Here is a 25,968-nt window from a genome sequence, read left to right on the forward strand (position 1 = left end):
ATAATCTATCTATTCTACTCCCTTACGAAGCATCTGCCTATACCACTGCCTGCCTTGTTGTTCTCTAATCGCATGATATTGCCAACCTTCTTTGCTAAGAGTGATGGTTATTTGTCCGCTTTCTCCAGTATCTAGCCAAGTACTCCCCGCTTCCTGATAACGTTCAATAACAAACTCACTCGGTATTCCCCACTGGTTGCCTTTGGCAAGAGAAGCTATCGCCAGCTGAGGAGACACCGCCTCAATAAACGACTTAATCGATGACGAATCGCTGCCATGATGCGGAACCAACATAACATCACTCCTTAGCTGTTCTCCTTCACGAGCAAGTAACCACTCACTTACCAGTTCAATATCACCAGTGAGCAACATTGAGAAATCAGCACTATGATCTGAGATCTTGACCACACACGAATGTGGGTTATACGCCCTCTTTACTTGCTTAGGCGGCCACAACACCTCAAAAACAACATCTTGCCAGTTCCAAACCTCTCCAATAGTACATGTTTGAATATTAGACGGGGCTTGAGTGATAGATTGGCGTTCTTGAATAATGTTCTGACTGGTTCTTATCCACTTTGGCGTATAGTTCTCAAGTAATGCCGGATAACCACCAGCATGGTCAGAATCGAAATGACTCACAATCACGCCTTCTAATTCATAAATCCCCCGCTGATTCAAAGTAGGAATCAACAAAGACTCAACAACCGAGCCTCCTGGCCACGCATTGCCAAGATCATAAACAACAATCTGATTGTTCTTTTCCAAGACCAAAGACAACCCATGCCCAACATCCAAGATATCAATAGTTAGTTTGTCTTGCTGGGGTTTGCTGAACTCCCACCACAGCACAAACACTGCAGTTACCAATATCGATAATGTTCGCTTGAAATACCGACTAACAAAGCTCAAAAACAAGATAAGGAATACTGATAATGCAATCGTCTGATTATCGACTTGGATCCAAAATCGCTCAGAGAAAGGAAGACTAAATACGAGAGGCTCAAGCGATAAGTCGACTAACTTCCACAGCTGACTGACCAAATCATTGTCTAGCGCTGTTATACCAACCACGCCAGACACTGACTCCGATATTAAGCTTAGAAACATTGCCAGAAACAACAGCGGGATCGTCACCATCGATACCCAAGGCAAAAGGAACAAGTTGTAGAAAACAGAGACTAAACTGACTCCTTTGAAAAACAACATCGAGGAAGGCGCGATAAGGAATGTCAGCATCAGTTGAAGCTTAATAAGTTGGAGTGCGTGGTCGATAAATGTAAAGCTTGAAGCTGAGCGCTGAGTATTACAGGCGATATAGAAAACAGCGCCCAATGCACCAAAGGACAACCAAAAACTGCTCGACAAAGCTGAAAACGGCCAAATCAGCAGAACCACGCACACACTTAAAGTAACATACCGAAGCAAACTGATATTTTGCCCACGCCACAAGAAATAACTCGCGATAACGCACATCACCAAAGCTCTCAAAGTTGGCAGCGTGAATCCAGCAAACCAACTATAGAAATACGCCAAGCCGAGCCCGAATATTGTAGGTAACCAAAGAAATGAAGGGGAAAGTAACCTTAATATCTTGCCAATCTGATAGCCGATACCAAAGGCAATCCCAATATGCAGCCCCGAAATAGCCATCAAGTGAATCAGGCCACTGCTTTTAAGCATATCCCACCGCTGAGGCGGAATAAGGTCTCGATATCCAAAACTCAAAGCGATAATGAGATCTTGATTTGCCAGCAGACTTAACCTTTCAAGGCTGGCTTCAAACCATTGGGCGCGTAAGTTGGTGCTAGAATGAATTCGGTACTTGGTATCTGCTCTGTAAGTTGCATTGGCAACCACGCCAGCACTAAACAAGTACTTTTCTCGGTCAAAGCCGGCTTCGTTGAGTTTGCCCCATATCGGCTTTATTGAGGCCGATAAATAGACATCATCTCCAAGCGTTAGCTTGAAAGGAGTAAACAAACGCAATTTTATCAATTGAGGAAAGATTAATTTTTCGCCGCCAATTGATCTGACTACTATTACGCTTTCAAAACCGTGGCTATTTTCACTAAAAAGGCTAACAACCGACGCATTTATGGTAGTATTCTGCCCTGATTGGAATAAGCGACTCGTTTGTATTTCAATCGCATTCCCTAGGCAGATAACTAGTATCAATGCTGTTACTGGACCTCTTGCACTCCGGAAAACGCTATACTTTGTTGATGCTAGCAGTAACAACAGCATCAATGGTGCCCAAACCCAATGTGGCATCACAGGCCAGAAGCTGGCAGACACAACTGTCGCAGCAAATGAAATCAAGAACCAAGTGTTAAACAAGAGAGTAGCTTCCTCCTATGCCAAGAAAGTTTATCAAACGATTTATGCCTGACCATGATCTAATCAAGCGTCAGAAAGCATTGAAAGTTTTTGGCAATGTTTTGTACAACCCCAACTTATGGTGCCTTAATCGTCGCTCTGCGGCTGGTGCGTTCGCTGTTGGGTTATTCATGGCGTTTGTCCCTTTACCAAGTCAAATGATTATGTCTGCAGGGCTTGCGGTCGCATGTGGTGTTAACCTACCACTGTCTGTCGCATTGGTTTGGATCAGTAATCCTGTGACTATGCCGGTGCTGTTCTACTTTGCTTATAAAGTAGGCGCGTTTGTGATGCATGTGCCGCCTCAAGCCTTTCATTTCGAACTGTCTTGGGATTTCATCTTGGCGCAAATGAGCACCATAGGACCTCCGTTCCTGCTGGGTTGTCTGATTTGTGGTGTGGTTTCTGCAATGGTTGGCTACTTTGGTATTCGCGGGTTATGGCGCTATTCAGTCGTAAGAAGCTGGAAGAAGCGACAAGCAAGGTACTAAACGACCGTTCCTTGTTACTCAATCTATCCTTGTATGCGCTTCACTTAAAACGCACATAAGTTAAAGTCAGATGAACCACTGAACTCTACAAGATTGACATGTAACGAAAGTCGTAAAGAACACGAATTGAATTCAATAAAAAAGGATCCCATCAGGGATCCTTTTTTTGTTTATGCCGTTAGTCTATCGCGCAACGTGACGTTTACTTAGCGTATTACTTCGAGCTAAGCACCGAGGCCGGGTTTAGCTTAGCCGCTCGTGAGGCTGGGTACCATGTCGCCAGTAAGCTCAACACAATTGCGGTACCGGAAACCACAACAACATCCGTCATATCAAGTTGTGATGGCAAGAAGTCGACAAAGTAGATATCACCGGACAAGAATTGATGATCGACCAACTTTTCGAGCCCTTTGATAAGCGTAGTGAGATTAAGCGCCACCAAGACACCTATCGCACTCCCGACTAAGCTGCCTAACACACCCGAGAATACGCCCTGCCAAACAAAGATACGTTTTACAAGGCCGTCTGATGCGCCCATGGTTCTTAAAATCGCGATCTCCGATGCTCTGTCTTTGACTGCCATCATTAAGGTCGAGACAATATTGAAACAAGCAACACCAATAACCAGTACCATCACCAGATACATAATGGTGCGAACCAACTGAATATCTCGATACAAGAAGCCAAACTTTTGTTGCCAGCTTCGTAGATACACATACACATCAAGCTGGTTACCCACTTCACGCACAATAGAGTTCGCGTTCAGCACATCGGTCACTTTTAAAGAAACTCCGGTTACTGCCTCGCCTAGGTTTGCATAAGCTTGAGCATCGCCAATCGGGATTAGTGCCAAGCTGTGGTCTATTTGGCCATTAAGCGTCAGCAAGCCAACCACTTTCACTCGAACTCGTTTTGGCGCCTGAACTTTCACAGAACCGTTAACCGTTGGAATCATCAAGGTCAGATAGTCACCCACTTTCGCCCCCAACACGTTAGCCACACCAGAACCTAAGATGATTTGTTGTTGCCCTGCTTTAAACTCACTCCAAGCTTGTTTATCAATAAATTTCGATAGGCTTGATACCTGTTGTTCAAGTTGTGGATCAACACCGCGAACTTCAATTGCTTTGAGTTCTTTGCCCTTTTCAGCAAGCGCGGTAATTTTTACATAGGGTGCTGCAGCTACAACTTTATCATTTTTCACCGACCGCTCAATCACGTGCTCCCAGCGAGTCACTGGTTCATTTACACCCTCGAATTCACCATGTGGAATAACGGAAAGTACACGCGACTCAAGCTCTCGCTCAAAGCCATTCATTGCAGACAAACCGATAATGATCACCGCCACACCAACGGCAATACCAATCGTCGAAGACAAAGAGATGAACGACACCATTTTGTCTCGTTGTTTCGCTCGGCTAAATCGGCCACCTATCAATAGAGATAAAGAAGAAAACACTTAGCTCTCCTCTTTTTCTACGTTGACCAATAAACCATCTTGCATGTGAAGCTGGCGATCCATCTTACCTGCAAGTTCACCATCATGAGTTACTACCAAAAAGGCCGTGTCGTACTCGCGGTTTAGTTCACGCATTAAGTCGTAAATAGAAAGTGCGGTGTTGTGATCAAGGTTGCCGGTAGGCTCATCCGCCAACACCAAAGCAGGTTTATTGACTAAAGCTCGAGCAATCGCCACACGTTGCCTCTCACCACCAGAAAGCTCTGAAGGTCGGTGGTCAACACGATGACTCAATCCAACTTTATCCAACAGACGTTGCGCCTCTTCTTTTGCTTTAGCTGGCTTTTCACCACCAATCAGCAGCGGCATTGCCACGTTTTCTAACGCTGAAAAGTCCGAAAGAAGATGATGGAATTGATAAACAAAGCCAAGATGCTGGTTACGAAGCTTCGCCTGCTTATTTGAGCTCAAAGATGCTAAGTCTTGTCCGAGAAAGCTCACGCTGCCGTCAGACGCATCATCCAATGCCCCTAAAATATGCAATAACGTACTTTTACCGGAACCAGAGGTACCAATGATAGCGACTAGCTCACCCTTTTCGATTTCAAAGCTGACTCCCTTGAGAACCTCAGTATCTAACGAGCCTTCACGGTACGTTTTACGGATATCATTACATTGAAGAAAATTACTCATAACGAAGGGCCTCAGCAGGTTTCACAGACGATGCACGATAAGATGGGAATACAGTGGCAATCAAGCTAAGTGCAATAGCCAGAACCACAACAACGGCGATTTGAATTGGGTTAATTAAAATTGGCAACTGTCCACCAAATGAAAACAGAGCAACACCCATCGCCTCTAAAATAGTATTGAGGTTCATCGCTAGGGCAACGCCTAACACGCCACCAGAGAGCGCACCAATCACGCCACTACTTGCGCCTTGAACCATGAATATCCCCATAACTTGACCATCGGTCATGCCTTGGGTTTTAAGAATAGCCACTTCAGACTGCTTCTCCATCACCACCATGATAAGTGCCGAAATAATATTGAAAGCAGCAACACCGATGATCAGCCCAAGCATTAAGCCCATCATATTTTTTTCCATTCGAACGGCCTGGAAAAGCTCGCCACGTTGGTCACGCCAATCACTCCACACCCAACCTTCCGGTAGCGGGGTATTCGATAAATTTGCGACTTCAAATGGGTCATCAAAAAACAGTCGCCAGCCTGAAATCGTATCAGACTTATAACGCATCAATCGCCCTGCGTCTTTGATGTCGGTAACCATCAATTGAGCATCGATATCCGAGCCCGTGTTAAAAATGCCAGCTACGGTAAAATTTCGTTGACTAGGTATGCGCCCTAGTGGTGTGTATTGACTGGCACTGGTCACCATCAGGCGAACTTTGTCACCCATAGATACCTTCAAATTTCTCGCCAAGGTATGGCCAAGAAATAGCTGATACTGACCCGCTTTAAGTGAAGACAATCTACCCGCAATCAAGTGGTTCTGAAGAGGGTCATCTGAATTAGGTTCAATGCCGATCAACAGACCTGCAGATAACTGAGCAGGACTTTGAATTACCGCTTCGCTACGAACAATAGGTTCAACGTGACCATTGAGCGACATTTGCTCTGCAAAATTAGGCGCTTGAGCAGACAGTGACGTTGTGCCTCCTTGCTCGTAAACGACGGCTTGAGGAAGGACACCGAGAATTCGGTCTTTTAACTGCGCTTCGAATCCATTCATTACCGATAAAACAGTAACCAAAGACAGCACACCAATGGTGATTCCGGCCGTCGACATATAAGAAACAAAACGGCTAAAGCGATCACCTGAACGACCTTTCAAATAGCGCAGGCCAACAAACAACGAAATAGGATGAAACATACTTTGAACCATCTAAAGGGGATGCGGGTTAATGTAACGGGTATTGCTGTTACTGTGTAGGGGTTAATTGAAAATATAGAGTGAATTAACTCAATTAGTTAGGCTTGAAAAACAGAACCTTGTCAAATAGCCAACTTTCAAACAACTATTTGAGACTTTCAATTAACTGACCTTGATTACTGCGGCCACATAGCGATAATCAATAGATCACTTCAAGGAACTAACGCATGACAGAACAAGAGTTTTTCACCGTTCACCACAGCCTCACCGCGAATATTGAACCAATGGACAGCGGCTTCACTTTACCTTCTCAAATTCAATTCGAATCTGAGATCCCTGCCCCGTTTGTAGTGGCAAGTGAATTTAGCCAATTGGATCTATTAGCTGACAGTGCTCGCAACGAACTGAAAAACAGCGACTTGAAGAATGTCATCAGTTTATTGGATGCACAGAACTCTAAATTAAACCTCTTGTTGAGCTTTATGTTATCGCAACAAGATGATGAACAATTTCGTACCCACACGTATTCATTTGGCGCGAGTCAGTTCTCTTGTTTTTCCAAAACAGATATCGAAGCGGGTCGCTTAGTTAAAGCTAAGCTATTTATCGAGCACCCTGCCGCCGCTATTTATTGCTACGCGGAAGTCTTCGCCAGTGAACCTAAAGATTCAGGTTTCGAAATCAAATTCAAATATGCTCATCTTCGTGATACTGACCAAGACTTGCTGATCAAAGCTGCGCTTCATCAACAACAAAAGCTCTTACGTCAACGCTCTCTAGAACGAGATAACAAGTAAATAGACATGACAAAACAATCCATTTTTACACTACCTAAGCTCAAAGGTGCCGGTGATAAAAAACACATCGGTAACCTAGTTGGTTCATCTCTCGCGCTTGCTATCGCTAGACTTGCGGAGCAGCATAACAGCCATACTTTACTTGCAGTGCCCGATCCTCAAATCGCACTCAAGCTTCAATCAGAAATTGAACAGTTTACGTCACATGAAGTGGCACTATTCCCTGATTGGGAGACTCTGCCATACGACAGCTTCTCACCGCACCAAGAGATCATTTCTGACCGTATCGCTCGCCTTTATGCACTGCCAACGTTAAAAGATGGCATCACGATCGTACCGATCAGCACGCTACTACAACGTCAGTCGCCACGTGACTTCTTGTTGCAGCACACCTTAATGGTGAAAACAGGTGATCTGTACTCGTTAGAGAAGCTGCGTCTTCAACTTGAAAAGTCTGGCTATCGTTATGTAGACCAAGTGTTTGGCCCGGGTGAGTATGCGAGTCGAGGTTCAATTCTCGACTTGTTCCCAATGGGCAGCAAAGACCCGTATCGTATCGACTTCTTCGATGACGAGATCGACACCATCCGTACTTTCGATCCTGAAAATCAGCGCTCTATTGAAGACATCTCTGAGATCCGTTTGCTGCCAGCTCACGAGTTCCCAACCTCTGAAAGTGCTATTGAAGATTTCCGCATTCGCTGGCGCCAACAATTTGATGCGCGCCGTGAACCAGAATCGGTTTATATGCAGGTTTCAAAAGGCACTTGGCCCGCAGGTATTGAATACTGGCAGCCGCTGTTCTTCGACCATACTGAAACCTTATTTGATTATGTTGCCGATGAAGCGCAAATCCTCGTTCTAGGTGATGTCGAGACCGCGGTAGATTCATTCCTAACAGACGTTTCTCATCGATACGAACAACGCGGTGTTGACCCGTTACGACCACTGCTGAAACCAGAACAACTTTGGCTACAAAAAGACGAACTGTTCGCACATTTCAAACAAAAGCCACAGGTCAATCTGAGCTTAGATTCAATTGAAGAAAAAGCCGGACGTACCAACCTTCCGGTTGTGTCTCTGCCTGATCTCAGCGTTCAACATCAGAATAAAGAACCTTTGTCTAACCTAAGAAAGTTCACTGAAGCCTTCGACGGAAAAGTAGTCTTTTCGGTTGAATCTGAAGGTCGTCGTGAAGCGCTGAGTGAACTGCTTCGTGGTATTAAAGTACGACCAAGCGAAGTTGAAAACCTCGATGCCTCAATTAAAGGCAAAGACAAGTTCAGCCTCATCCTTGGCTCTGCTGAACACGGTTTTATCCATGAAGAGCAAAACATCGCCCTTATCTGTGAAAGCGACCTGTTGGGTGATCGCGTTGTTCAGCGCCGTAAGAAAGACAAAAAAAGTGTTAACAGCGACACTGTCATTCGTCACTTAGCCGAACTTAAACCAGGTCAACCTGTAGTGCACATTGACCACGGTATTGGTCGCTACATCGGCTTGCAGACACTCGAAGCCGGTGGCATGAAAACCGAATACGTGACACTTGAGTACCAAAACGATGCCAAGCTGTACGTGCCCGTTGCGTCTTTGAACCTTATTGGACGTTACTCTGGTGGCGCCGAAGAGTCTGCACCGCTACACAAACTAGGTGGTGAGGCGTGGCAAAAAGCGCGTAAGCGTGCCGCTGAAAAAGTACGTGACGTTGCTGCAGAGCTGCTGGATGTTTACGCCAAGCGTGAGCTTAAACCTGGCTATAAATTTGTTTTAGATCGCGGGCAATACGCAACCTTCAAATCTGGCTTCCCATTTGAAGAAACCGATGACCAAGCGATGGCAATCAATGCGGTGATGTCTGACATGTGCCAAGCAAAAGCCATGGACCGCTTAGTGTGTGGTGATGTTGGTTTTGGTAAAACAGAAGTCGCAATGCGCGCAGCATTCGTTTGTACGGATAACAGTAAACAAGTGGCGGTGTTAGTTCCTACTACCCTACTTGCTCAGCAACACTTCGAGAACTTCCGTGACCGTTTCGCCAACTTGCCGATTCGTGTTGAGGTTCTATCCCGATTCAAATCAGCTAAAGAGCAGAAGTTGATCATGCAAGATGTCGCCGACGGTAAGGTCGATATCTTAGTGGGTACTCACAAGCTACTTTCGAGTGATATTAAGTTTAAAGACCTTGGCTTGCTGGTTGTCGATGAAGAACACCGATTTGGTGTGCGTCAGAAAGAGAAAGTGAAAGCGATGCGTGCGGATGTCGATATTCTAACGCTTACTGCGACACCGATCCCGCGAACGCTGAACATGGCAATGAGTGGCATGCGTGACCTTTCGATCATCGCTACACCACCCGCACGACGCTTGGCAATTAAAACCTTCGTTCGCGAGAGTGATGATGCCATCGTCAGAGAAGCGGTGCTGCGTGAAATCATGCGTGGTGGCCAGGTTTACTTCCTACACAACCAAGTCGACACTATTGAGAAAACAGCAGAGTCATTGCAAAAGCTGATTCCAGAGGCGCGCGTGACTGTAGCTCATGGCCAGATGCGAGAGCGCGAACTGGAACGCATCATGAATGACTTCTACCACCAGCGCTTCAACTTACTGGTGTGTACAACCATCATTGAAACCGGTATCGACGTACCAACGGCAAATACCATCTTGATGGACAGAGCCGATAACCTTGGTTTAGCACAGCTGCACCAATTACGTGGTCGTGTAGGTCGTTCGCACCACCAAGCTTATGCTTACTTGTTAACGCCACACCCTAAAGCAATGACCAAAGATGCGATCAAGCGATTGGATGCGATTGCTTCGCTCGAAGACTTGGGCGCAGGCTTTACCTTAGCAACTCACGATTTAGAGATTCGTGGTGCGGGTGAGCTGTTAGGTGATGAACAGAGTGGTCAAATCCAGTCAGTTGGTTTCACCTTGTACATGGAGATGCTTGAACAAGCGGTTGAAGCATTGAAGGAAGGTCGAGAGCCATCGCTTGATGACCTACTGCGTGAACAAACTGAAATTGAGATGCGTTTGCCAGCACTATTACCAGATGACTACATCCCAGACATCAATACACGTTTGTCTACCTATAAGCGTATTGCGAGTGTGAGTGACTCCGACGAATTGGCAGAGTTGAAAGTCGAGCTGATTGATCGCTTCGGCCTTCTGCCTGATGCAACCAAGAACTTGTTATCAGTTTCTGAGCTAAAATTAGCCGCAGCGTCTATCAAAGCGAAGAAAATTGAAGCCCACGATAAGGGTGGATTCTTAGAATTCTACCCGGATGCTGACATAAACCCGACCTACCTTGTTAAACTGTTGCAATCTCAACCGCAAAAGTTTTCAATGGAAGGACCAACAAAGTTCAAGTTTACGATACCATTGGTCGACAGACGGAAACGAATTCAATTTGTTAGTGATTTATTGGGCGAATTCAGACAAAACTTGCTGCCTTCAGCATAAGACCCAATCCACTTGCACATATAAATTATCCAGCCGGTAGTTCGGCTGGAAGACGGAGTAAAAATGAAAAGACTGATCCCACTGCTACTATTGTTCGTCTCACTGCCAAGTTTGGCGCAGAGACAATTTGATATAGAAGTGATCATTTTTAAGCGCGCTGTTGATGCAGAGAAGGTGAACGAATCTTGGCCAAATACACAGCCTAAGATTTCACTTGAGCGTGTTGGTTCATTTCAAGATACCCAATACCGAGCAAAGAAAGGCGTTCAAATGCTTCCTTACTCGGAATATAAGTTAACGCCTCAAAAAGACAAGCTACGTAAACACGCTGGCTTTGAAGTTCTGATGCATACCGCTTGGCGTCAAGGCGACCAAGGTAAGAGCTCTGCACCTGTTTTCCACATTCAAGCAGGTAAAGATTTCTCTAAACAATTTAATGCTGATGGCTCTGAAAAAGGCGCAATCACTGCAGGCAGCGCTGATGGGTTCCAAGAAGAGACCATTGATAAGCCACTCTACGAATTAGACGGCAAGCTGCAAATCTACGTTCAGCACTACCTATACGCTGAAACGACATTAGATTTAAAAGCGCCAAGCGTTCGTGAAGTGACTCTACAAGAGCAACAAATTGAGCTAGATTCACCAGTAAGTGGCGCAGAAAGCAACGTCCAGGTGGGCAATCTAACTGAAATTTCTCCGACGGTTGAAGTCCAAGAGTTCCTTAAGAGCTACCGCATGGACCAAAAACGTCGTATGCGCAGTACAGAAACTCATTACCTTGACCACCCACTTCTTGGAATGGTGATTCAAGTTAGACGTGTAGCGCAGTAAATTACTTGCCGATTCGGCTATAATTATATAAATAATTAAATCCGCCCTCCTAGTGAGGGCGTTTTATTAAGTGCTATCTATCTTTATTCTGTACTGACTCTCTTTGCTCAGTACTTACACGTTACTTGGTACGCTCTATGAGCCCTGAATTTCAGATCAACACACAAAATCTTAGCCTTAAAATCATTGAGGCCTCAGATGCTCAAGAATTTTCTCAGCTGGTTAAGTCCTCCCCTAGCTTGCTGCCATGGGTCGACTGGTGTCATAAAGAGTTTTCTATCGTCGAGGCCGAGAAATTTATTCTGGCAACTCGCCTGAACTGGGTGAAAGCCGATGCGTTTGGCTTTGGCATCTTTGAACGAAAAAGCGATAAGTTAGTCGGTATGGTTGCCATTAATGAGCTTTACCACACCTTTAATATGGCGAGTTTAGGTTATTGGGTCGGTGATGACTTTCAAAGGAGAGGGATCGCCAAAGAAGCGATGTTCGCCCTATTTGAATTTTGTTTCGCGCAACTCAAGTTAACGCGTTTGGAGATTGTCTGCGATACCGAGAACCTACCCAGCCAAAAGTTGATCGAGAAGTGTGGCGCTGAGCGAGAAACCATTGCCCAGAATCGATTTCTGTTTAACGGTAAGCCGAAAGATGGCGTGGTTTATTCTGTGCTACCTCCAACGTCTTAACAGCAGAAATGAGTTCAACATCTGCGATAATCCATAATCGACACGATCAAAAAAGAGCTCCGAAGAGCTCTTTTTTATTATCAGCGTAATGCTCTGAGAAGGCTTACCTGATTAGTGAAGCTTTAGGTTTGGACGAAGTACACGGTTAATACGACCAACCAGCATCATCAGTGATGTTTTGATTAAGCCGTGAAGCGCCATCTGGTGCATGCGGTACAAAGAGATGTAAACCACACGAGCAATACGACCTTCGACCATCATCGAGCCTTTCGTCAGGTTACCCATCAAGCTACCTACCGTAGAGAAACGGCTAAGTGAAACTAGCGAGCCTTTGTCTTTGTAGATGTAGTCTTTCAGGTCACGACCGTTCAACTTAGCAATGATGTTGCTGAATGCACAGCTTGCCATTTGGTGAGCCGCTTGTGCACGTGGCGGAACGAATGAACCGTCTGCTTGTGTACATTGCGCCAAGTCACCGATTGCAAAGATGTTGTCATCCAGTGTTGTTTGCAGCGTGTTCTTCACAACCAACTGGTTGATACGGTTGGTTTCAAGACCACCGATATCTTTCATGAAATCTGGTGCTTTGATACCTGCTGCCCATACCATGATTTGAGCTGGGATCTTGTCACCATCTTTGGTTGTTAGGCCGTCAGAATCCGCCTGAGTCACCATCGTATTCGTACGAACGTTCACACCAAGCTTGGTTAGCTCAGAGTGTGCTGCACTTGAAATACGAGGAGGTAGAGCTGGAAGAATACGCTCACCCGCTTCAACTAGGTTTACGTTCAGCTTGCTTGAATCTAGGTCGCCGAAGCCGTAAGTACGAAGTTCTTTAACGGCGTTGTGTAGCTCTGCAGAAAGCTCTACACCAGTTGCACCAGCACCAACAATCGCGATGTCTACCGTGCCTTGACCGTTCTTAGCGTGAAGCTTTAAGAACTGATTGTTCATTTCTGTACGGAAACGGTGTGCTTGCTCTGGGCTATCAAGGAAAATACAGTTGTCACGAACGCCTGGAGTGTTGAAGTCGTTTGACGTTGAGCCTAGCGCCATCACTAGAATATCGTATTCAAGTTCACGGCTTGGCATCAGCAGTTCACCGTGCTCGTCTGTAAGCTCGCTTAGTGCAATCACTTTACGCTCACGATCGATGTCGTTCAGGCTGCCCATTTGGAAATCGAAGTAATGGTTTTTTGCGTGCGCACGGTAGCTTAATGCATCAACACCTTCATCCAGTGAGCCCGTTGCTACTTCATGAAGTAATGGTTTCCATAGGTGGCTTGCTTTACGGTCTACCAGAGTAATCTGGGCACGTTTCTTACGACCTAAAGTGCGGCCTAGCTTAGTTGCTAGTTCTAAACCACCAGCACCGCCGCCTACTACGATAATTTTTGTCACAATGACAATCCTCTACAAAATGAATAAATGGGGTTCGGCTCGATTACTCCAACCGATAAATTCTATGTATCTACTCGGCCTTGAATGCGAAGGCTGTTACAAATTGGGTTACCGCGAAAAAGAATAACGACAGCTCACCGAGTAGTTAGAGGGGTTACAAACAACAAATAATGGTTTGTTGCTTTGCTCACGTGGATATAAAAGGTGACTACCTGAGAGGCAGAACACAAATTATGGGCAAGTTTTTTCACTCGCTCTCAATTTTTTTTGATATTTGTCAAAATATTTTGCTTGGGAACATTATATATAGCAAAAAGATGACCGCAACAAAAAAATCCTTACCCTCAATGAGGATTCGCGACTAATTAGTTAACGTTTGCGCAAACTGATCTATAAATGCACAAACCGACCGATAAAACATATACAACTACTTTATCAATACCAGTCTCTAAGATTCAGATGTGAAAAAGCAGCACTCATTGAGCACTGCTTTTATAAAACATCTGGATTGATTAAGCGTTTTTGAACGCTTTCATTGCTTGAAGATGTTGAGAGATCTTTTTGAATTTATGACTCTCTTTCTCATCCCAGATTACATCATAGTAATCTTCTAGCGCGGCAGCTGTTTTGGTATTGTCGTGAATTTCATCTTCACGAGAAAGCACCACTAAACAGCGTCCTTTGTTTTTCATACGGTACTGAGCAACACATTTAGTTGCGATGTCTTCGTACTCTTCTGGACGGTCAATTCGACCTACCATGTTGTTCTCAGGGTGCAGATTAGGGTTGAACACCACCTGCTTAATCCCACATAAGAAACCAATACGCTCAGACCAAAAACCACCTAAACCTACACCACAAATAATGGGATGCGGATCATCGGATTGCTCTATCACCTTATGCACTTCTTTTAGCAGATGCTGCATATCGTGTTTTGGATGCAAAGTACTGTAGTTGATGAAACGAACGTCATCATCAATGAATTGCAACTGCAGTATTTTTTCGTGATTGCCCGGGCTTGTTGAGTCGAAGCCATGTAGATAGATAATCATTGTACCTCCCCCGTTGAATATTGGTACGTTTTGATCAATCTAACACGAAAAACAAGGTTTTAAAGGTAACAGCTGAGAAATTATATTTTTCACTTCCTAAACGTGATCCTAGCTACATAAAGTGTGACTCAGAGCCTCCGCTTCACGCAGATAACTTTCATCGCCCCAAAGCTGATGAGCAAGTAAATACCATAGCATCGCCATCATCTGGCTTCTTGGTAACCATGCTTCTACACCATCAAGCCAAGGCTGAACATCATGGATTCCTCGCAGCTGACAGTACTTCTCAACCGCTTCTGTGACTGGCGCGCCAGCAACCGCAATGGTTAATGTCAAATCGAGCCTAGGGTCTGCGAGCGCAGCGTATTCCCAATCAATAATCTTAATGCAGTCACTGTTTCTCACTAGGTTATAACCACCTAAGTCAAAATGGCACAAAGACAGGTCAACATTGGTAATACTCGGAGCCACGCGCCACTCTTGATAAATCTTAGTGCAGGCTTCGGTCTTATGAATCGCATCAAGCTGCAGCCAGTAATGGTCGACTCGCGCCGTGAAACTGAATGGTTGCAGTGGTAATCGCGCAGTATTAACCAGATGAACAGAGATCAGCGTTTTCAACAGGTCATCGAGTTCTAGATCTTCGTAAAGTGTCTCACCCGCAATCCACTCAACCAGTAACCCCTGCTCATTCACTACCATTGGGCTTGGCCCGATACCGAGTCGCTCAATGGCAGACAGCACTTGGTACTCTTCATGGCGAGAAATGAAGAACGCTTTGGTGATAGGTGTGGTTGGCCGCCAAACATACGCAGTACCATCGGCATCGACCAACTTCCAACATCGATTGGTCAAACCGCCTGTTAATGTCTGTGCTCTAACTGGAGGCTCAGAAAAGTAACCGTCAAGCGAACTCAAACTGGTATCAAGAAGCTTAGCCTCAGACCAAGAAAAAATTGCCATATTTACTCCCTATAAACGTCTTAACTGCCCTATAAACGTCTTCATTCCCTACAAAAAAGACACTGACCAAAAGCCAGTGTCTCTTCATAAACAGCACATCATGCACTGCATTGGCGTGTGACCAAGCTATACGCTGTCAAGATTAAGCGCTGCCAATACTAGACATTGTCAAATCCGGCTGCGCATAGTTGGCAAGTAAGCGAAATTAAAGGCCTAGTAGGCTCTTAGATTGTTGCTTACGGATTTCAGTCTCGTCAGCCCATTCAATCAAGCCAGACTCAAGATCCATTAGACGCATCGTCATTTTGTAGTATACGTCTTCATCGCTACCCGCTTTCTTAACGATGCTTGATAGGTTGCCGTACAGCATGTACTGAGCACCAACCATTTTACCGAATTGAATCGCTGAACTTTGGTTTACAAGCTCATCGTTGTTTTGGAAGTTCAATTGGTCACGAACAGACTCTACACGGTCCATATCAACGAAACGGAACTTACCAGAGTTCAGCATCTTAGTACTGATAGTGTCAGTGATTGACTCAGTATCGATGTGCTCACTTGTTTTGTTCTTGATTCGCTCTACAAACACGATTGGACGCTGTTCACGAGTAATGTAAGACACAGAACCAGACGCCATCATGCTATCGACCATTTCACCCGCAATCGTTTGAAGGTCAGTTGAACCGAAATCGATTGTCGTGGTTTCTACTGCTTGTGCATCACCGTAGCTTACCTTGTTTGAACAACCGCCTAAAATAACCGCTAAACCTAGTAGTGCAACGACACTCTTTTTCATTTTGTTTCCTCAACTTATCACTGAGCGGGGTTACCCACACTCTTAAATTCTTGTATTTACGAATCATGAGACCCGTTTAATCTAACTTACTGCTCTCGGAACTGGACTCTGAACTGAGTCGCTTTCGGGTTTACCGACACTTCCGACAACGAAATACTTTCAAAACCACGAACAATCGCTTGCTTCCAAGGACCTTGTTTAAGGTTGACCTCAAGCCCGGCATCGTCGTACCAGTAAAAACGATAAAGAATATGTTGATCGCCTTTATAGTTACTGTTTAAACGAACGATTCCTCGCGTATGACCGTCGACCAGATCGGTGCGAATATCTTCAACCTGTAAACGGCTGCCCAATACCTTGTCACCAAAGAAAACGTTCTGAGTCAGACTATCGACCCTTACGCCAGCTGTATTATCAGCACAACCAGCCAGAGCCATAACCGCTGCTAAGCTCACTAACCACTTTTTCATTACAGCCTCCCTAGCTGTTTATGCCACATTGTTGCATTGTTTCCTTGTCGAGAAATCCACACCAAGGTGGTCTGCCCTTCTCGAATATCAAAGTCGTACGTTTTAGCGCCCGCTTCCAACGTATATTGACCGCTATTTGCTACAAACGTACTGCTCTTAATCTCTGCAGGTAATGATTGCCAACTGCGAGTGTCTGGTTGCTCTGTCAGTGTGTTCCACACGTTGAACAGAATATTACCGACATCATCGCCTTTGGTTGCTTCTTTTCGAATGCGATCTTTCGCGACTACACGTAGCGCTTGGCGAATAACAATGCTTGTCATACGTTCCGATAGATCGTTCTGCGCCATCGCGTTTACATCAGTGATCAAATGTTCTTGTAGCGGCTGTCCGCTGATTCGCAAGGCAGAAAAACGCTCTACGTTTTGACTTGGGTAATATGGCAGCGCAAGAGAGTATATTGCCCCCTGATCGCGACTGTCATAAACAGGCAAATCCAGTCGCCAACTGTCCATAGCTTGCACAGCGCTCTGCTCTTGAAGAACAATCACTCGCCCTTCACCTGCACTAAGTTTAGAAGATTGCTTATAGCGTTTTTCTAATGTTGCTAAATCTTGTCGCATCCCTAAACGAGCGGCTGTTGCCATGGTTCTATCGATGATTTCTTGGTTATCTGGCATCACAGCCAAAGCACGACGATAGTCAACGTAGGCGCTGTTTAAATCATTTGACGCTTCATAAAGCAGACCAGACAAGAACATCAGATACGCATTCTGTACTGACTGCAGTTTCTTACCCGCATCAGGGTAATTGGCAAGGATGCTACCCACATTGGCAGACAAGCCTTGCTTCTTCGCATCGCTGGCTGCTTTGTCTAACTCAGCCTCGCGTTGCTTCTTCGCTTGTTCTTGAACTTGGTTGGCGCGACGCATTTCAATCACCGCACCTTCTAAATCGTTTTTCTTGAGGTAATTTAAACCGAGATACAGATGAAGAAAGCCCAACTCATAATCGGCTGGCACATACTCGGTAATATTGTCATTCACAGCCAACGCACCCACACTGGTTGCACTGTCTGAGATTGAGATCACGGCTTTGCGTTGCTGCTCAGTAACCGCCTGATCAGCCACTTCAAACGAAGCCTTACTCTCAGGGTATTTTTGATCCAGCAGATTAATTCTGCCTCTTTCAAAGTTATCAAGGATGTCGCCTGCCGCGTAATCTGGTAGCTCTTGCTGAGCCTCTGAATAATCTCCAGATTTAACGGCTTGGTAGATCGCTTTGTTCTGTGCGCTGTAATGGCTGAACAGGCTTCCTGCAGACATACTCGCACAACCTACGGTCAACGCCGATAACAGGGCAATGGAAGCGAATCTAAACTGTTGCTTCACTTATCGTCTCCGTGCATGTTTAAAATGCCTACTTTATTAGGGTCTGCTGACCTTTAATGGTCTCATTATCAAAACGAAACGTGTTGTAAAAAGGATCTCAAGCCAGTTGAAATCCTACTGATATAGCCTCTGCCTAAGCGATGCCGACATTCAGACAACAGATAGAACTTAAAGTTGGCATACAAACTACAAATTTTCCAACTAACTACTTGTGTTAACCCACTAATGAGCGCGTTTAAACTAGCTCATTAGCTTTCATTAACTCGTTAGCTTTTCATTAGCTCATTAATAGGGGGCCAAGTGGACGGCCACCAACCAAGTGCATGTGAATATGATAAACCTCTTGGCCACCGTGAGAGTTACAGTTCACGATAAGACGATAGCCATCTTCTGCGATGCCTTCTTCTTTTGCTAACTTACGAGCAACAGTAAACATGCGCCCCATCATCGCTTCATCTTCGACTTCAACATCGTTGGTTGTCGGAATCAGCTTGTTTGGGATGATTAGGATATGGCTTGGCGCACGAGGGTTAATATCGCGGAATGCGGTTACTAAATCGTCTTGGTATAGTAGATCTGCTGGGATTTCTTTGTTGATGATCTTAGTAAAAATGGTTTCTTCAGCCATGTTTCTCTCCGATAAAACATTTATTTTTTAATGCTTTGAGTATGCGCTATGCCGCATCAAACCACAATAAATCTGCTTTAAAGCATAATAAAAAACACCGTTCAAATCAAAGAAAACGAGCCTTAGCTCTCAAGAATGGCATGTTGGTTATAACTGAGCGTTATTTTTGACGTATGCGTCATAAAACGCGTAAGCCGAGCTCAATAGAATGCTGACAATTTTGTTAGTTTTACTTTGACCTGACATTAGGTCTGCATTTTTATTTAGGGAGAAAGCCATGAAGGGATCTGTGATCAAGCGTATGTACGCTGGTTTCGCACTGATCATCATCATGTTCGCAGTCACGATAACCATCATGATGAACAGCATGAATCAGATACACAGCAATTTTGAGAGTGTCTCAGAAACCTCATTGCCACTTGTTGCGCTTTCAAATCAAACGAGTGTTCAATTGCTTTCTGCTGATAAGTCATTCAAAGATTTCTTAACCACACAAAACGCTGAACGCATGTCTGCAATGCGTACAGAATTTGCTGCATCACAAAACTCGTTTTCAGAAGTTCTCGGTAGTTTAGAAGCGGCAAGCCAAAACAATGCTTCACTTGTTGAACGTATCGCGCAATTAAGAGCAATGGAAGAACGCTACTTCGCCGAAGCTGACGAAGCGATGAACAACTACGTCGCGATGTTCGAAGCACAAGAACAAGTACAAAAAGCGTCTCGTGACTTCCAACGCTTACATTCAGAATTAACCGTTGGTATGAAAGAGTACGTTGCCGACCAAAAAAGCATCTCTGTAAAAGTGATGGCAAAGAGCTACTTCATCAAACTGCAAGACGCAGAAGTTATTACCTCTGATGCACTTGCTAGCTCTGATGTTGCCTTCGTCCAAAAAGCCGTTAACCAAAACAAAAAGGCCGTTACTCATCTTAACTACGCTTATCGAGGTCTATCAACACAACTACCAGCACTTAAAAATGTCTTCGATGAGTCGGTTCAGAAGTTCACCAAAGACGTTGGTCAGAAAGGTGGCGTACTAGACAAACACAACAACTACCTACAAGCCAAACAAGCGTTGTACGTGAACATCGCTAACCTAGCTCTAGAAGTTGACCAAGCGATGGCTGTTTTGGACTCATTCAACGTGACCGCTGAAGAGCAACTTAACTCATCACTCGCTGACGCAAGCAGCATCTACGACAAAGGCCTATTCAACGCGATTGCCATTGGCATTGTTGTGACTGTGTTCGCTGCTGCGATTGGTTACCACATTGCACACAGCGTACGAGAGCCATTAACTCGCATCCTCGGTACATTAGAAGGTCTAACTGAAGGTGATATGACTCAGCGTATCGATATTCGCTACGACAACGAATTCAGCCGCGTGAGCCGTCACATCAACACCTTGGCTGACAACCTGCACAATATCCTTGTGAAGTTGAATGATGCTTCAGATGACTTAACTAAGACTGCAAGCGTCAACCAGAAGACGTCATCTGAAACGCAGGCTCAATTGAACAGCCAACGTGAGCAAACCGCGACTGTTGCGACCGCAATGACAGAGATGTCTCATTCTGTACAAGAAGTGGCGAACAGCGCGCAAAGCTCACTCACCATGGTTCAACAAGTAGAATCGGCTTCTGAGTCTGGTCGTCAGATCATGAACACCAACATCAGCACCATTAATCAGCTTGAAGTTCGCCTTACTGAATCAGTGGGCGCTGTAGGCGAGCTACAACAGATGAGTAGCCAGATTGGTTCAATCCTTGACGTTATTCGTGGTATTGCTGAACAGACCAACCTACTTGCACTTAATGCGGCAATCGAAGCAGCGCGTGCAGGTGAACAAGGTCGTGGTTTTGCAGTCGTTGCCGATGAAGTACGAGTGCTAGCACAGAAGACCACTCAATCAACCTCTGAAATCGAGACTATGATCAGCAATTTGCAATCAAGCTCGAAAACTGCAAGTAACGTAATTGAAAGCTGTATGAGCGATATGGACATGTCGGTTCAACAAGCTTCAAGTGCAAACAGTGCGATGGAAGAGATCCAAGCCTTGATTCTAGAGATCAGCCACATGAGTACACACATCTCTCAAGCAGCCGCTGAGCAGAGTGAAACGTCTGGTGATATTGCACGCAACATCGAAGACATCAACCACATCGCAGATAAGAGTTACCAAGCGATGTCTTCAATTGCGGAGGCAAGCCAAAACCTAACAATTTTGGCGAATCAGCAAGGTGATTTAGTACATCAATTCAAACTATAGATAAATGAAGAATCGATAGATATTTAGTGAGATTGTTGAGACTTCTTACCCAATAGTGGTGACTAATTGAGCTAGGGCAACTTTTATCAAGGGTTGCCCTTGTTTTTTATGAGCTTTGTCATTATATGATTATTAAGGCTTGCTGCTTCCCGTTTTTTCTTTCACCTTTATGAGCGAGCCGCTATTAAGGAATTTATATGGCTGTTCATGTTGGCATTATCGATCAAGACCCCATTCGCTTGCTCACCCCATTACTTGATAACCGAACGGTCAGCACTCACATCGTGTTTATCGGTGACAAAAATCAAGTCAGTATGTACAAACGTTTAGACAGCGTTTTGCACAAGCGCGACATTACGAGTGAGTTTTTCGAAATTCCGACCATCGTAAATACATCTGTCATTAAAGAATCTATCCAAACCCTTGCCGAAGATCTCAAAGCACGCGGTCAAGAAGTGAAGCTCAACGCAAGTTGTGGCCTCCGTCACCGCCTACTTTCTGTGTACGAAGTATTCCGTACTTACCACTGGCCAATCTTCGTGGTTGAACCAAATAGCGACAAGCTTTGCTGGTTGTACCCTAATGGTAAAGAAGACGCACAAGTTCAAGACCGCATCACTATCGACGACTACCTAACTGTGTTCGGTGCTCGCGGTGAATTCAGCGATGTTCAGCTGTCTCCGCAACTGGATCAGAAACTTTATGAACTGGGTGAACGTTGGGCAAGTAACGCACTCGAACTAGGCCCTGGCCTTGCAACATTGAACTACCTAGCAACGACCTGCCGTAAAGAACAAAAACTTGATGTAGGCCTATCTGAGAAGCAACAAGGCTATCGCGAGCTCAACATGCTGTTGAGCGATTTGGTTGAAGCTAAAATTGCGACTTACGACAATGGTATTTTGACCTTTGCCAACGAAGACGCACGACGCTTCTCAAACGGTGAATGGCTTGAAACCTTGGTTCACAGCACAGTTAAACAAATCCAAGATGACATGCCGACCATTCAAGACCGTTCTTTGAATGTTCAGGTATACCGTCAACTGGGTGAGCGTGAGGTTCGAAACGAGCTTGACGTAGCATCAGTAGTGAACAATAAGCTACACATCATCGAATGTAAGACCAAAGGCATGCGTGATGATGGTGATGACACCTTGTATAAACTGGAATCGCTTAGAGACCTATTAGGTGGCCTACAAGCACGTGCAATGTTAGTGAGCTTCCGCCCTCTTCGCCATAACGACATCACACGAGCTGAAGATCTTGGCCTTGCATTGATTGGCCCTGACGAATTGAAAGATCTTAAAACACACCTAACGGCATGGTTTACGGCTGCGGGTGGCAGTGAAGATCTAGAGTACTAAAAACCAATAAACTCATGAGAGCTCAATGCTCTTAAGCAGATTGTTAAAAAGGCGAATGACGATTAAGTCACTCGCCTTTTTTGTTGTCTGTTTTCTCTATTGATTACTTTGAGACGGCACAAAAAAATGGCCGCATCATTCGATGCGGCCATTTTCAAAATTTAATGTCACTTGAAGACTTAATGCTCTCTAAAACTCAGAGCACTTTAAGACTTAAAGCATTTTACGAGCGGCTTCTACAACCACTTTGATTGAACGTGCTTCTGTTACTTTTAGAGTGTCGTGATCAGGCGTCTCTTTTTGAGTACGGTTGATGATTACACCAGCAACACAACCTGCTTTCAGACCAGAACTTGCACACATAGTTAGCAGTGTTGCAGATTCCATCTCGAAGTTTAGAACGCCCATGTCTTGCCATTCTTGCATAGAGCCTTGGAAGCGCTTAACAACGCGACCAGAGAACGTGTCGTAACGCTCTTGACCTGGGTAGAACGTATCGCTTGATGCCGTTACGCCCATGTGAACTGTTGCACCTGATTCATCAACTGCCGCTTTCATTGCTGTTGCAACTTCAAAGTCAGCCACTGCTGGGAACTCCATAGGAGCAAAGTGTAGGCTAGCGCCGTCTAGACGAACAGAACCTGTAGAAACAATCATGTCACCCACGTTTACGTGAGGTTGGATAGCACCAGTCGTACCAACACGTAGGAAAGTGCGAACACCAAGTTGAGCAAGCTCTTCAACTGCGATAGAAGTCGATGGACCACCAATACCTGTTGAACATACAACAACTGGTTTGCCGTCTAGCTCTGCGCGGTAAAGCGTGTATTCACGGTGACTAGCAAGGAATACTGGGTTCTCCATCTCTTCCGCAATTTTTTGCACACGAGCAGGATCACCAGGGATGATCGCAAGAGTAGCACCGTTAAGATCTGCTTCAGTAACACCTAAGTGGAAAACAGCTTGAGACATAGTTCGCTCCTTTTGGCTTATTGGGCTTTTTACCCTTATTTAAGCTCATAGTAAATTCGTGGGGTACGAACACACTCTAACCAAGCTCACTACAAAATGAAGTGACACATGTCACATGAATGATCGCAACAATAATTCAAGTTTCACAAAAAACCGATTGGCATCACAAAAATAAGCAATCCGCACGCCTATGTTGCATACTAATGAGACAAAAAGCGCCTTTAACGTATTACCGCTAAAGGCGCTTTTATATTAAGAATGCTCTATGTCGGTGAGCTCGATTTAGTCCGCTTTAGATTTAAATCGAAGCAGACGCAATGCGTTCAATGTCACCAATGCAGTTGCACCACTATCCGCTAAAACTGCCACCCACAAACCGGTAATACCTAACAAGCTTGTCACCAAGAATACGACCTTCAAACCAAGCGCAAGGGCTACGTTTTGACGGATGTTGTTCATGGTCGCTTGCGACAGTTCAATCATCGCTGGCAGCTCAGTTAAACGGTTATGAGTCAGTGCTGAATCCGCCGTTTCCAAAGCGACATCCGTACCACCACCCATTGCGATGCCGACATTCGCCGTTTTCATTGCTGGTGCATCATTAATGCCATCACCGACCATCGCCACGTGCGACTGTTGAGATAACTCCTCAACGTAAGATACCTTGTCGCTTGGCAATAGGCTTGCCTTGTACTGCATACCAATCTTGCTACTGATCGCTGCTGCACTGCGCGGATTATCGCCGGTCAACATGATAGATTGAATACCTAATTCATTAAGTCGTTCAATCGCAAGCTTAGCGTCACTGCGTAACGTATCTTGCCAAGCAATCAGACCAATCACCGTCGTAGCTTGCTCTGTTGATTCTTCTTGATCTTTAACCTCAAGAGCAACCACAACCGTCTTGCCCTCACCTTCTAATGCTTCTACCTGAGAAACCACATCGGCACCAAGTTCGAACGTGACTTTAGACGGTGACAGAACCTGATACTTAACACCATCAACATCCCCTTCAACACCACTACCAATCAACGCTTTCTTGTTGTGTGATTCAGGAATCTCTATATTCAGGTCTTTTACTTTAGCGACAAGTGACTGCGCCAACGGGTGAGTAGAGCCAACTTCAATCGCCCCAACCACACGCAGCATCGCGTCTTGTTGCCACCCCGATAGAGGTTGAATATCCGTAACCTGAGGCTTACCTTCGGTCAGTGTGCCTGTCTTATCGAAGGCGATGGTTTGGATTTTACCAAGCTGCTCTAGCGCTGCGCCGCCTTTAATGAGCGCGCCACGTTTCGCTGCTGCTGCTAAGCCAGAGGTAATCGCTGCAGGAGTCGAGATAACCAAGGCACACGGACAAGCAATCAACAATAGCGCTAGGCCACGGTAAACCCATGTTTCCCATGGCTGCGCAAACAACAATGGTGGTGTGATGATGACCAACAGAGCCACTACCATCATTAACGGTGTGTACCAACGGCTGAACTTATCGAGGAATCGCTCTAGTGGTGCTTTACGAGACTCTGCTTCTTCAATCAGATGAAGAATGCGATCGATCGCGTTCTCACCCTGTTTTGAAGTGATGGTGATACGAACCACTTTATCGACCACCACAGCGCCAGCCATGATGCTATTGCCTTCGATGTGTTCAACAGGAACAGATTCACCGGTTAACGCACTTTCATCAAAGCTTGCCGCGTCTGTAATCAATTGGCCGTCAGCAGGTAAACGAGAGCCCGCGGCCACTTCAATCACATCACCTGGAACCAGTTCACTGACTGCTACTTCTACACGCTCGCCGTTGATGATCTTAGTCGCGTTTTCTGGTACCAATGCCATTAGCGCTTGAACGCCACTTCTTGCTCTTGATGAAGCAAACGCTTCTAAGCGCTCACCAATCAAGAACAACAATAGAACCATCGCTGCTTCCGCAGTTTCGCCAAGGTACAAAGCACCCAGCGCGGCAACACTCATTAAGGTTTCAATAGCAAACGGTGTACCTGAACGCGCCAGCTGAACCGCTTTCTTCGCCACCGGATATAAACCAAGCAGACAAGTTACCGTAAACAAGCCTTCACTTAATTGAGGTGAGGTGATTTTTACAAGCGCCGCAAACAGCATTGCCGCTGCAATCGCGATAATCTGTAAATTAGGTTGGATATAAGCTTGCCAAAAAGTCTCAGGTTGTTGTTTTTCTTTCTTTGAACCGACTTCCGTAAGAGGGAAACCCGTTTTGATAGAGACCTGTTCAATGGTGTCAGCAAGGCTTTCATTATCGAATTTCACAACCAGCTTTTCGGTAGCAAAGAGAACCTTCGCTTGAATAACACCGTCAATATTGCTGATCGCGTTTTCTATTTTTCTTGCACAAGCTGGGCAGTCCATTCCGGCAACCAGCCAACTTTTCGAAAATTTGGCATCGAGAGATAAAGTTGAGGACTGACTGTCTTCTTCTCCACTATCCGACGAACTACAACAATCATCTCCAGACGATGACGAAGCAGCAGAAGAGCTACAACAACCAGATGAAGTACCTGCTGCTGTGATGCTTGAAATTTTAGGGCTAGAGCAACTTGCTCCTGCCGCTTGAGGTTGAACGTCCACTTTTGCTGAGCGGCACGCTGCATGTTTTGCGCACATAATGTATCTCCTTAATACTC

Annotated in this window: 20 protein-coding genes; 7 read left to right on the forward strand and 13 right to left on the reverse strand. The window is 45.2% G+C overall.

The features are described 5' to 3' along the window. Nucleotides 1–9 precede the first annotated feature (9 nt). The gene (locus AB6D93_RS11290) at nt 10–2,340 is read right to left on the reverse strand and encodes a DNA internalization-related competence protein ComEC/Rec2 (RefSeq protein ID WP_102332956.1); all 2,331 of its coding nucleotides are present in this window, start codon (nt 2,338–2,340) and stop codon (nt 10–12) included. Between the two features lie 17 nt (nt 2,341–2,357). Between AB6D93_RS11290 and AB6D93_RS11295 the strand changes: the two genes are divergently transcribed. After that, nucleotides 2,358–2,870 (forward strand): DUF2062 domain-containing protein, encoded by a 513-nt coding sequence (locus AB6D93_RS11295; RefSeq protein ID WP_102332957.1) that lies wholly within the window; start codon nt 2,358–2,360, stop codon nt 2,868–2,870. A gap of 214 nt (nt 2,871–3,084) precedes the next feature. Here the strand turns inward: AB6D93_RS11295 and lolE are convergent, their stop codons facing one another. Genes lolE through lolC form a run of 3 tightly spaced genes read right to left on the reverse strand, consistent with a single transcriptional unit; the run spans nt 3,085 to nt 6,223 of the window. Continuing rightward, nucleotides 3,085–4,329 carry a lipoprotein-releasing ABC transporter permease subunit LolE gene (lolE, locus tag AB6D93_RS11300; RefSeq protein WP_102332958.1) on the reverse strand — a complete coding sequence of 415 codons (1,245 nt, stop codon included), beginning with the start codon at nt 4,327–4,329 and terminating at the stop codon, nt 3,085–3,087. After that, on the reverse strand, nt 4,330–5,022 hold the full coding sequence (gene lolD, locus AB6D93_RS11305) for a lipoprotein-releasing ABC transporter ATP-binding protein LolD (protein ID WP_017083246.1): 693 nt from the start codon (nt 5,020–5,022) through the stop codon (nt 4,330–4,332). Beyond that, on the reverse strand, nt 5,015–6,223 hold the full coding sequence (lolC, locus tag AB6D93_RS11310) for a lipoprotein-releasing ABC transporter permease subunit LolC (protein WP_102332959.1): 1,209 nt from the start codon (nt 6,221–6,223) through the stop codon (nt 5,015–5,017). The genes lolD and lolC overlap by 8 nt, the downstream gene beginning before the upstream one ends. A gap of 227 nt (nt 6,224–6,450) precedes the next feature. On the opposite strand from lolC, the gene AB6D93_RS11315 reads away from it, so the two are divergent. The 4 genes from AB6D93_RS11315 to AB6D93_RS11330 all read left to right on the forward strand — a co-directional run bounded on the left by AB6D93_RS11315 (nt 6,451) and on the right by AB6D93_RS11330 (nt 12,002). Next, nucleotides 6,451–7,020, forward strand: coding sequence for a hypothetical protein (locus AB6D93_RS11315; protein ID WP_004736257.1), 570 nt, complete (start codon nt 6,451–6,453; stop codon nt 7,018–7,020). Between the two features lie 6 nt (nt 7,021–7,026). Continuing rightward, on the forward strand, nt 7,027–10,488 hold the full coding sequence (mfd, locus tag AB6D93_RS11320; RefSeq protein ID WP_102332960.1) for a transcription-repair coupling factor: 3,462 nt from the start codon (nt 7,027–7,029) through the stop codon (nt 10,486–10,488). Between the two features lie 63 nt (nt 10,489–10,551). Further along, on the forward strand, nt 10,552–11,319 hold the full coding sequence (locus tag AB6D93_RS11325; protein ID WP_017065298.1) for a peptidoglycan binding protein CsiV: 768 nt from the start codon (nt 10,552–10,554) through the stop codon (nt 11,317–11,319). Between the two features lie 137 nt (nt 11,320–11,456). Continuing rightward, on the forward strand, nt 11,457–12,002 hold the full coding sequence (locus tag AB6D93_RS11330) for a GNAT family N-acetyltransferase (RefSeq protein WP_017060225.1): 546 nt from the start codon (nt 11,457–11,459) through the stop codon (nt 12,000–12,002). 111 nt (nt 12,003–12,113) lie between these two features. Here the strand turns inward: AB6D93_RS11330 and AB6D93_RS11335 are convergent, their stop codons facing one another. The 7 genes from AB6D93_RS11335 to hinT form a co-directional block, all read right to left on the reverse strand. Next, a complete protein-coding gene (locus AB6D93_RS11335) occupies nt 12,114–13,403 on the reverse strand; it encodes an NAD(P)/FAD-dependent oxidoreductase (RefSeq protein ID WP_009847154.1) in 1,290 nt (429 codons plus the stop codon). A 512-nt stretch (nt 13,404–13,915) separates the two neighbouring features. Continuing rightward, on the reverse strand, nt 13,916–14,455 hold the full coding sequence (ycfP, locus tag AB6D93_RS11340) for an alpha/beta hydrolase YcfP (protein ID WP_009847155.1): 540 nt from the start codon (nt 14,453–14,455) through the stop codon (nt 13,916–13,918). A 108-nt stretch (nt 14,456–14,563) separates the two neighbouring features. Next, on the reverse strand, nt 14,564–15,418 hold the full coding sequence (locus AB6D93_RS11345; protein ID WP_017060224.1) for a phosphotransferase: 855 nt from the start codon (nt 15,416–15,418) through the stop codon (nt 14,564–14,566). Nucleotides 15,419–15,623: 205 nt separating this feature from the next. Further along, nucleotides 15,624–16,214: a penicillin-binding protein activator LpoB gene (gene lpoB / locus AB6D93_RS11350; protein WP_102332961.1), complete on the reverse strand. Its 591-nt coding sequence runs from the start codon at nt 16,212–16,214 to the stop codon at nt 15,624–15,626. A gap of 86 nt (nt 16,215–16,300) precedes the next feature. Then, entirely contained in the window at nt 16,301–16,684 is a 384-nt protein-coding gene (locus AB6D93_RS11355) for a YcfL family protein (protein WP_017060222.1), read from the reverse strand. Continuing rightward, the gene (locus tag AB6D93_RS11360; RefSeq protein ID WP_017065296.1) at nt 16,684–18,075 is read right to left on the reverse strand and encodes a COG3014 family protein; all 1,392 of its coding nucleotides are present in this window, start codon (nt 18,073–18,075) and stop codon (nt 16,684–16,686) included. Before AB6D93_RS11360 ends, AB6D93_RS11355 begins: the two co-directional genes overlap by 1 nt. Before the next feature lie 277 nt (nt 18,076–18,352). Next, nucleotides 18,353–18,703: a purine nucleoside phosphoramidase gene (gene hinT / locus AB6D93_RS11365; protein WP_017065295.1), complete on the reverse strand. Its 351-nt coding sequence runs from the start codon at nt 18,701–18,703 to the stop codon at nt 18,353–18,355. Between the two features lie 277 nt (nt 18,704–18,980). Between hinT and AB6D93_RS11370 the strand changes: the two genes are divergently transcribed. Together AB6D93_RS11370 and AB6D93_RS11375 are read left to right on the forward strand one after the other, a co-directional pair. After that, entirely contained in the window at nt 18,981–20,972 is a 1,992-nt protein-coding gene (locus tag AB6D93_RS11370) for a methyl-accepting chemotaxis protein (RefSeq protein WP_017060219.1), read from the forward strand. Nucleotides 20,973–21,169: 197 nt separating this feature from the next. Beyond that, nucleotides 21,170–22,336 (forward strand): DUF1887 family protein, encoded by a 1,167-nt coding sequence (locus tag AB6D93_RS11375; RefSeq protein WP_017065293.1) that lies wholly within the window; start codon nt 21,170–21,172, stop codon nt 22,334–22,336. Nucleotides 22,337–22,549: 213 nt separating this feature from the next. Here AB6D93_RS11375 and udp read toward each other — a convergent pair whose 3' ends face one another. Both udp and AB6D93_RS11385 read right to left on the reverse strand, forming a co-directional pair. Next, entirely contained in the window at nt 22,550–23,308 is a 759-nt protein-coding gene (gene udp / locus AB6D93_RS11380) for a uridine phosphorylase (RefSeq protein WP_017065292.1), read from the reverse strand. Between the two features lie 282 nt (nt 23,309–23,590). After that, nucleotides 23,591–25,948: a zinc/cadmium/mercury/lead-transporting ATPase gene (locus AB6D93_RS11385; RefSeq protein ID WP_102332962.1), complete on the reverse strand. Its 2,358-nt coding sequence runs from the start codon at nt 25,946–25,948 to the stop codon at nt 23,591–23,593. Nucleotides 25,949–25,968: the final 20 nt, after the last annotated feature.

This window comes from Vibrio sp. 10N.247.310.23, from assembly GCF_041467155.1.
Classification (GTDB): Bacteria; Pseudomonadota; Gammaproteobacteria; order Enterobacterales; family Vibrionaceae; genus Vibrio; species Vibrio crassostreae_C.

What these genes read in the sequence shown, in the direction of transcription:
- AB6D93_RS11325 (WP_017065298.1), top strand. Translation starts at nt 10,552, where the DNA reads ATGAAAAGACTGATCCCACTGCTACTATTGTTCGTCTCACTGCCAAGT.
- AB6D93_RS11370 (WP_017060219.1), top strand. Translation starts at nt 18,981, where the DNA reads ATGAAGGGATCTGTGATCAAGCGTATGTACGCTGGTTTCGCACTGATC.
- mfd (WP_102332960.1), top strand. Translation starts at nt 7,027, where the DNA reads ATGACAAAACAATCCATTTTTACACTACCTAAGCTCAAAGGTGCCGGT.
- ycfP (WP_009847155.1), bottom strand. Translation starts at nt 14,455, where the DNA reads ATGATTATCTATCTACATGGCTTCGACTCAACAAGCCCGGGCAATCAC.
- AB6D93_RS11330 (WP_017060225.1), top strand. Translation starts at nt 11,457, where the DNA reads ATGAGCCCTGAATTTCAGATCAACACACAAAATCTTAGCCTTAAAATC.
- AB6D93_RS11345 (WP_017060224.1), bottom strand. Translation starts at nt 15,418, where the DNA reads ATGGCAATTTTTTCTTGGTCTGAGGCTAAGCTTCTTGATACCAGTTTG.
- AB6D93_RS11315 (WP_004736257.1), top strand. Translation starts at nt 6,451, where the DNA reads ATGACAGAACAAGAGTTTTTCACCGTTCACCACAGCCTCACCGCGAAT.
- AB6D93_RS11385 (WP_102332962.1), bottom strand. Translation starts at nt 25,948, where the DNA reads ATGTGCGCAAAACATGCAGCGTGCCGCTCAGCAAAAGTGGACGTTCAA.
- AB6D93_RS11355 (WP_017060222.1), bottom strand. Translation starts at nt 16,684, where the DNA reads ATGAAAAAGTGGTTAGTGAGCTTAGCAGCGGTTATGGCTCTGGCTGGT.
- AB6D93_RS11295 (WP_102332957.1), top strand. Translation starts at nt 2,358, where the DNA reads ATGCCAAGAAAGTTTATCAAACGATTTATGCCTGACCATGATCTAATC.
- lpoB (WP_102332961.1), bottom strand. Translation starts at nt 16,214, where the DNA reads ATGAAAAAGAGTGTCGTTGCACTACTAGGTTTAGCGGTTATTTTAGGC.
- lolC (WP_102332959.1), bottom strand. Translation starts at nt 6,223, where the DNA reads ATGTTTCATCCTATTTCGTTGTTTGTTGGCCTGCGCTATTTGAAAGGT.
- AB6D93_RS11375 (WP_017065293.1), top strand. Translation starts at nt 21,170, where the DNA reads ATGGCTGTTCATGTTGGCATTATCGATCAAGACCCCATTCGCTTGCTC.
- hinT (WP_017065295.1), bottom strand. Translation starts at nt 18,703, where the DNA reads ATGGCTGAAGAAACCATTTTTACTAAGATCATCAACAAAGAAATCCCA.
- udp (WP_017065292.1), bottom strand. Translation starts at nt 23,308, where the DNA reads ATGTCTCAAGCTGTTTTCCACTTAGGTGTTACTGAAGCAGATCTTAAC.
- lolD (WP_017083246.1), bottom strand. Translation starts at nt 5,022, where the DNA reads ATGAGTAATTTTCTTCAATGTAATGATATCCGTAAAACGTACCGTGAA.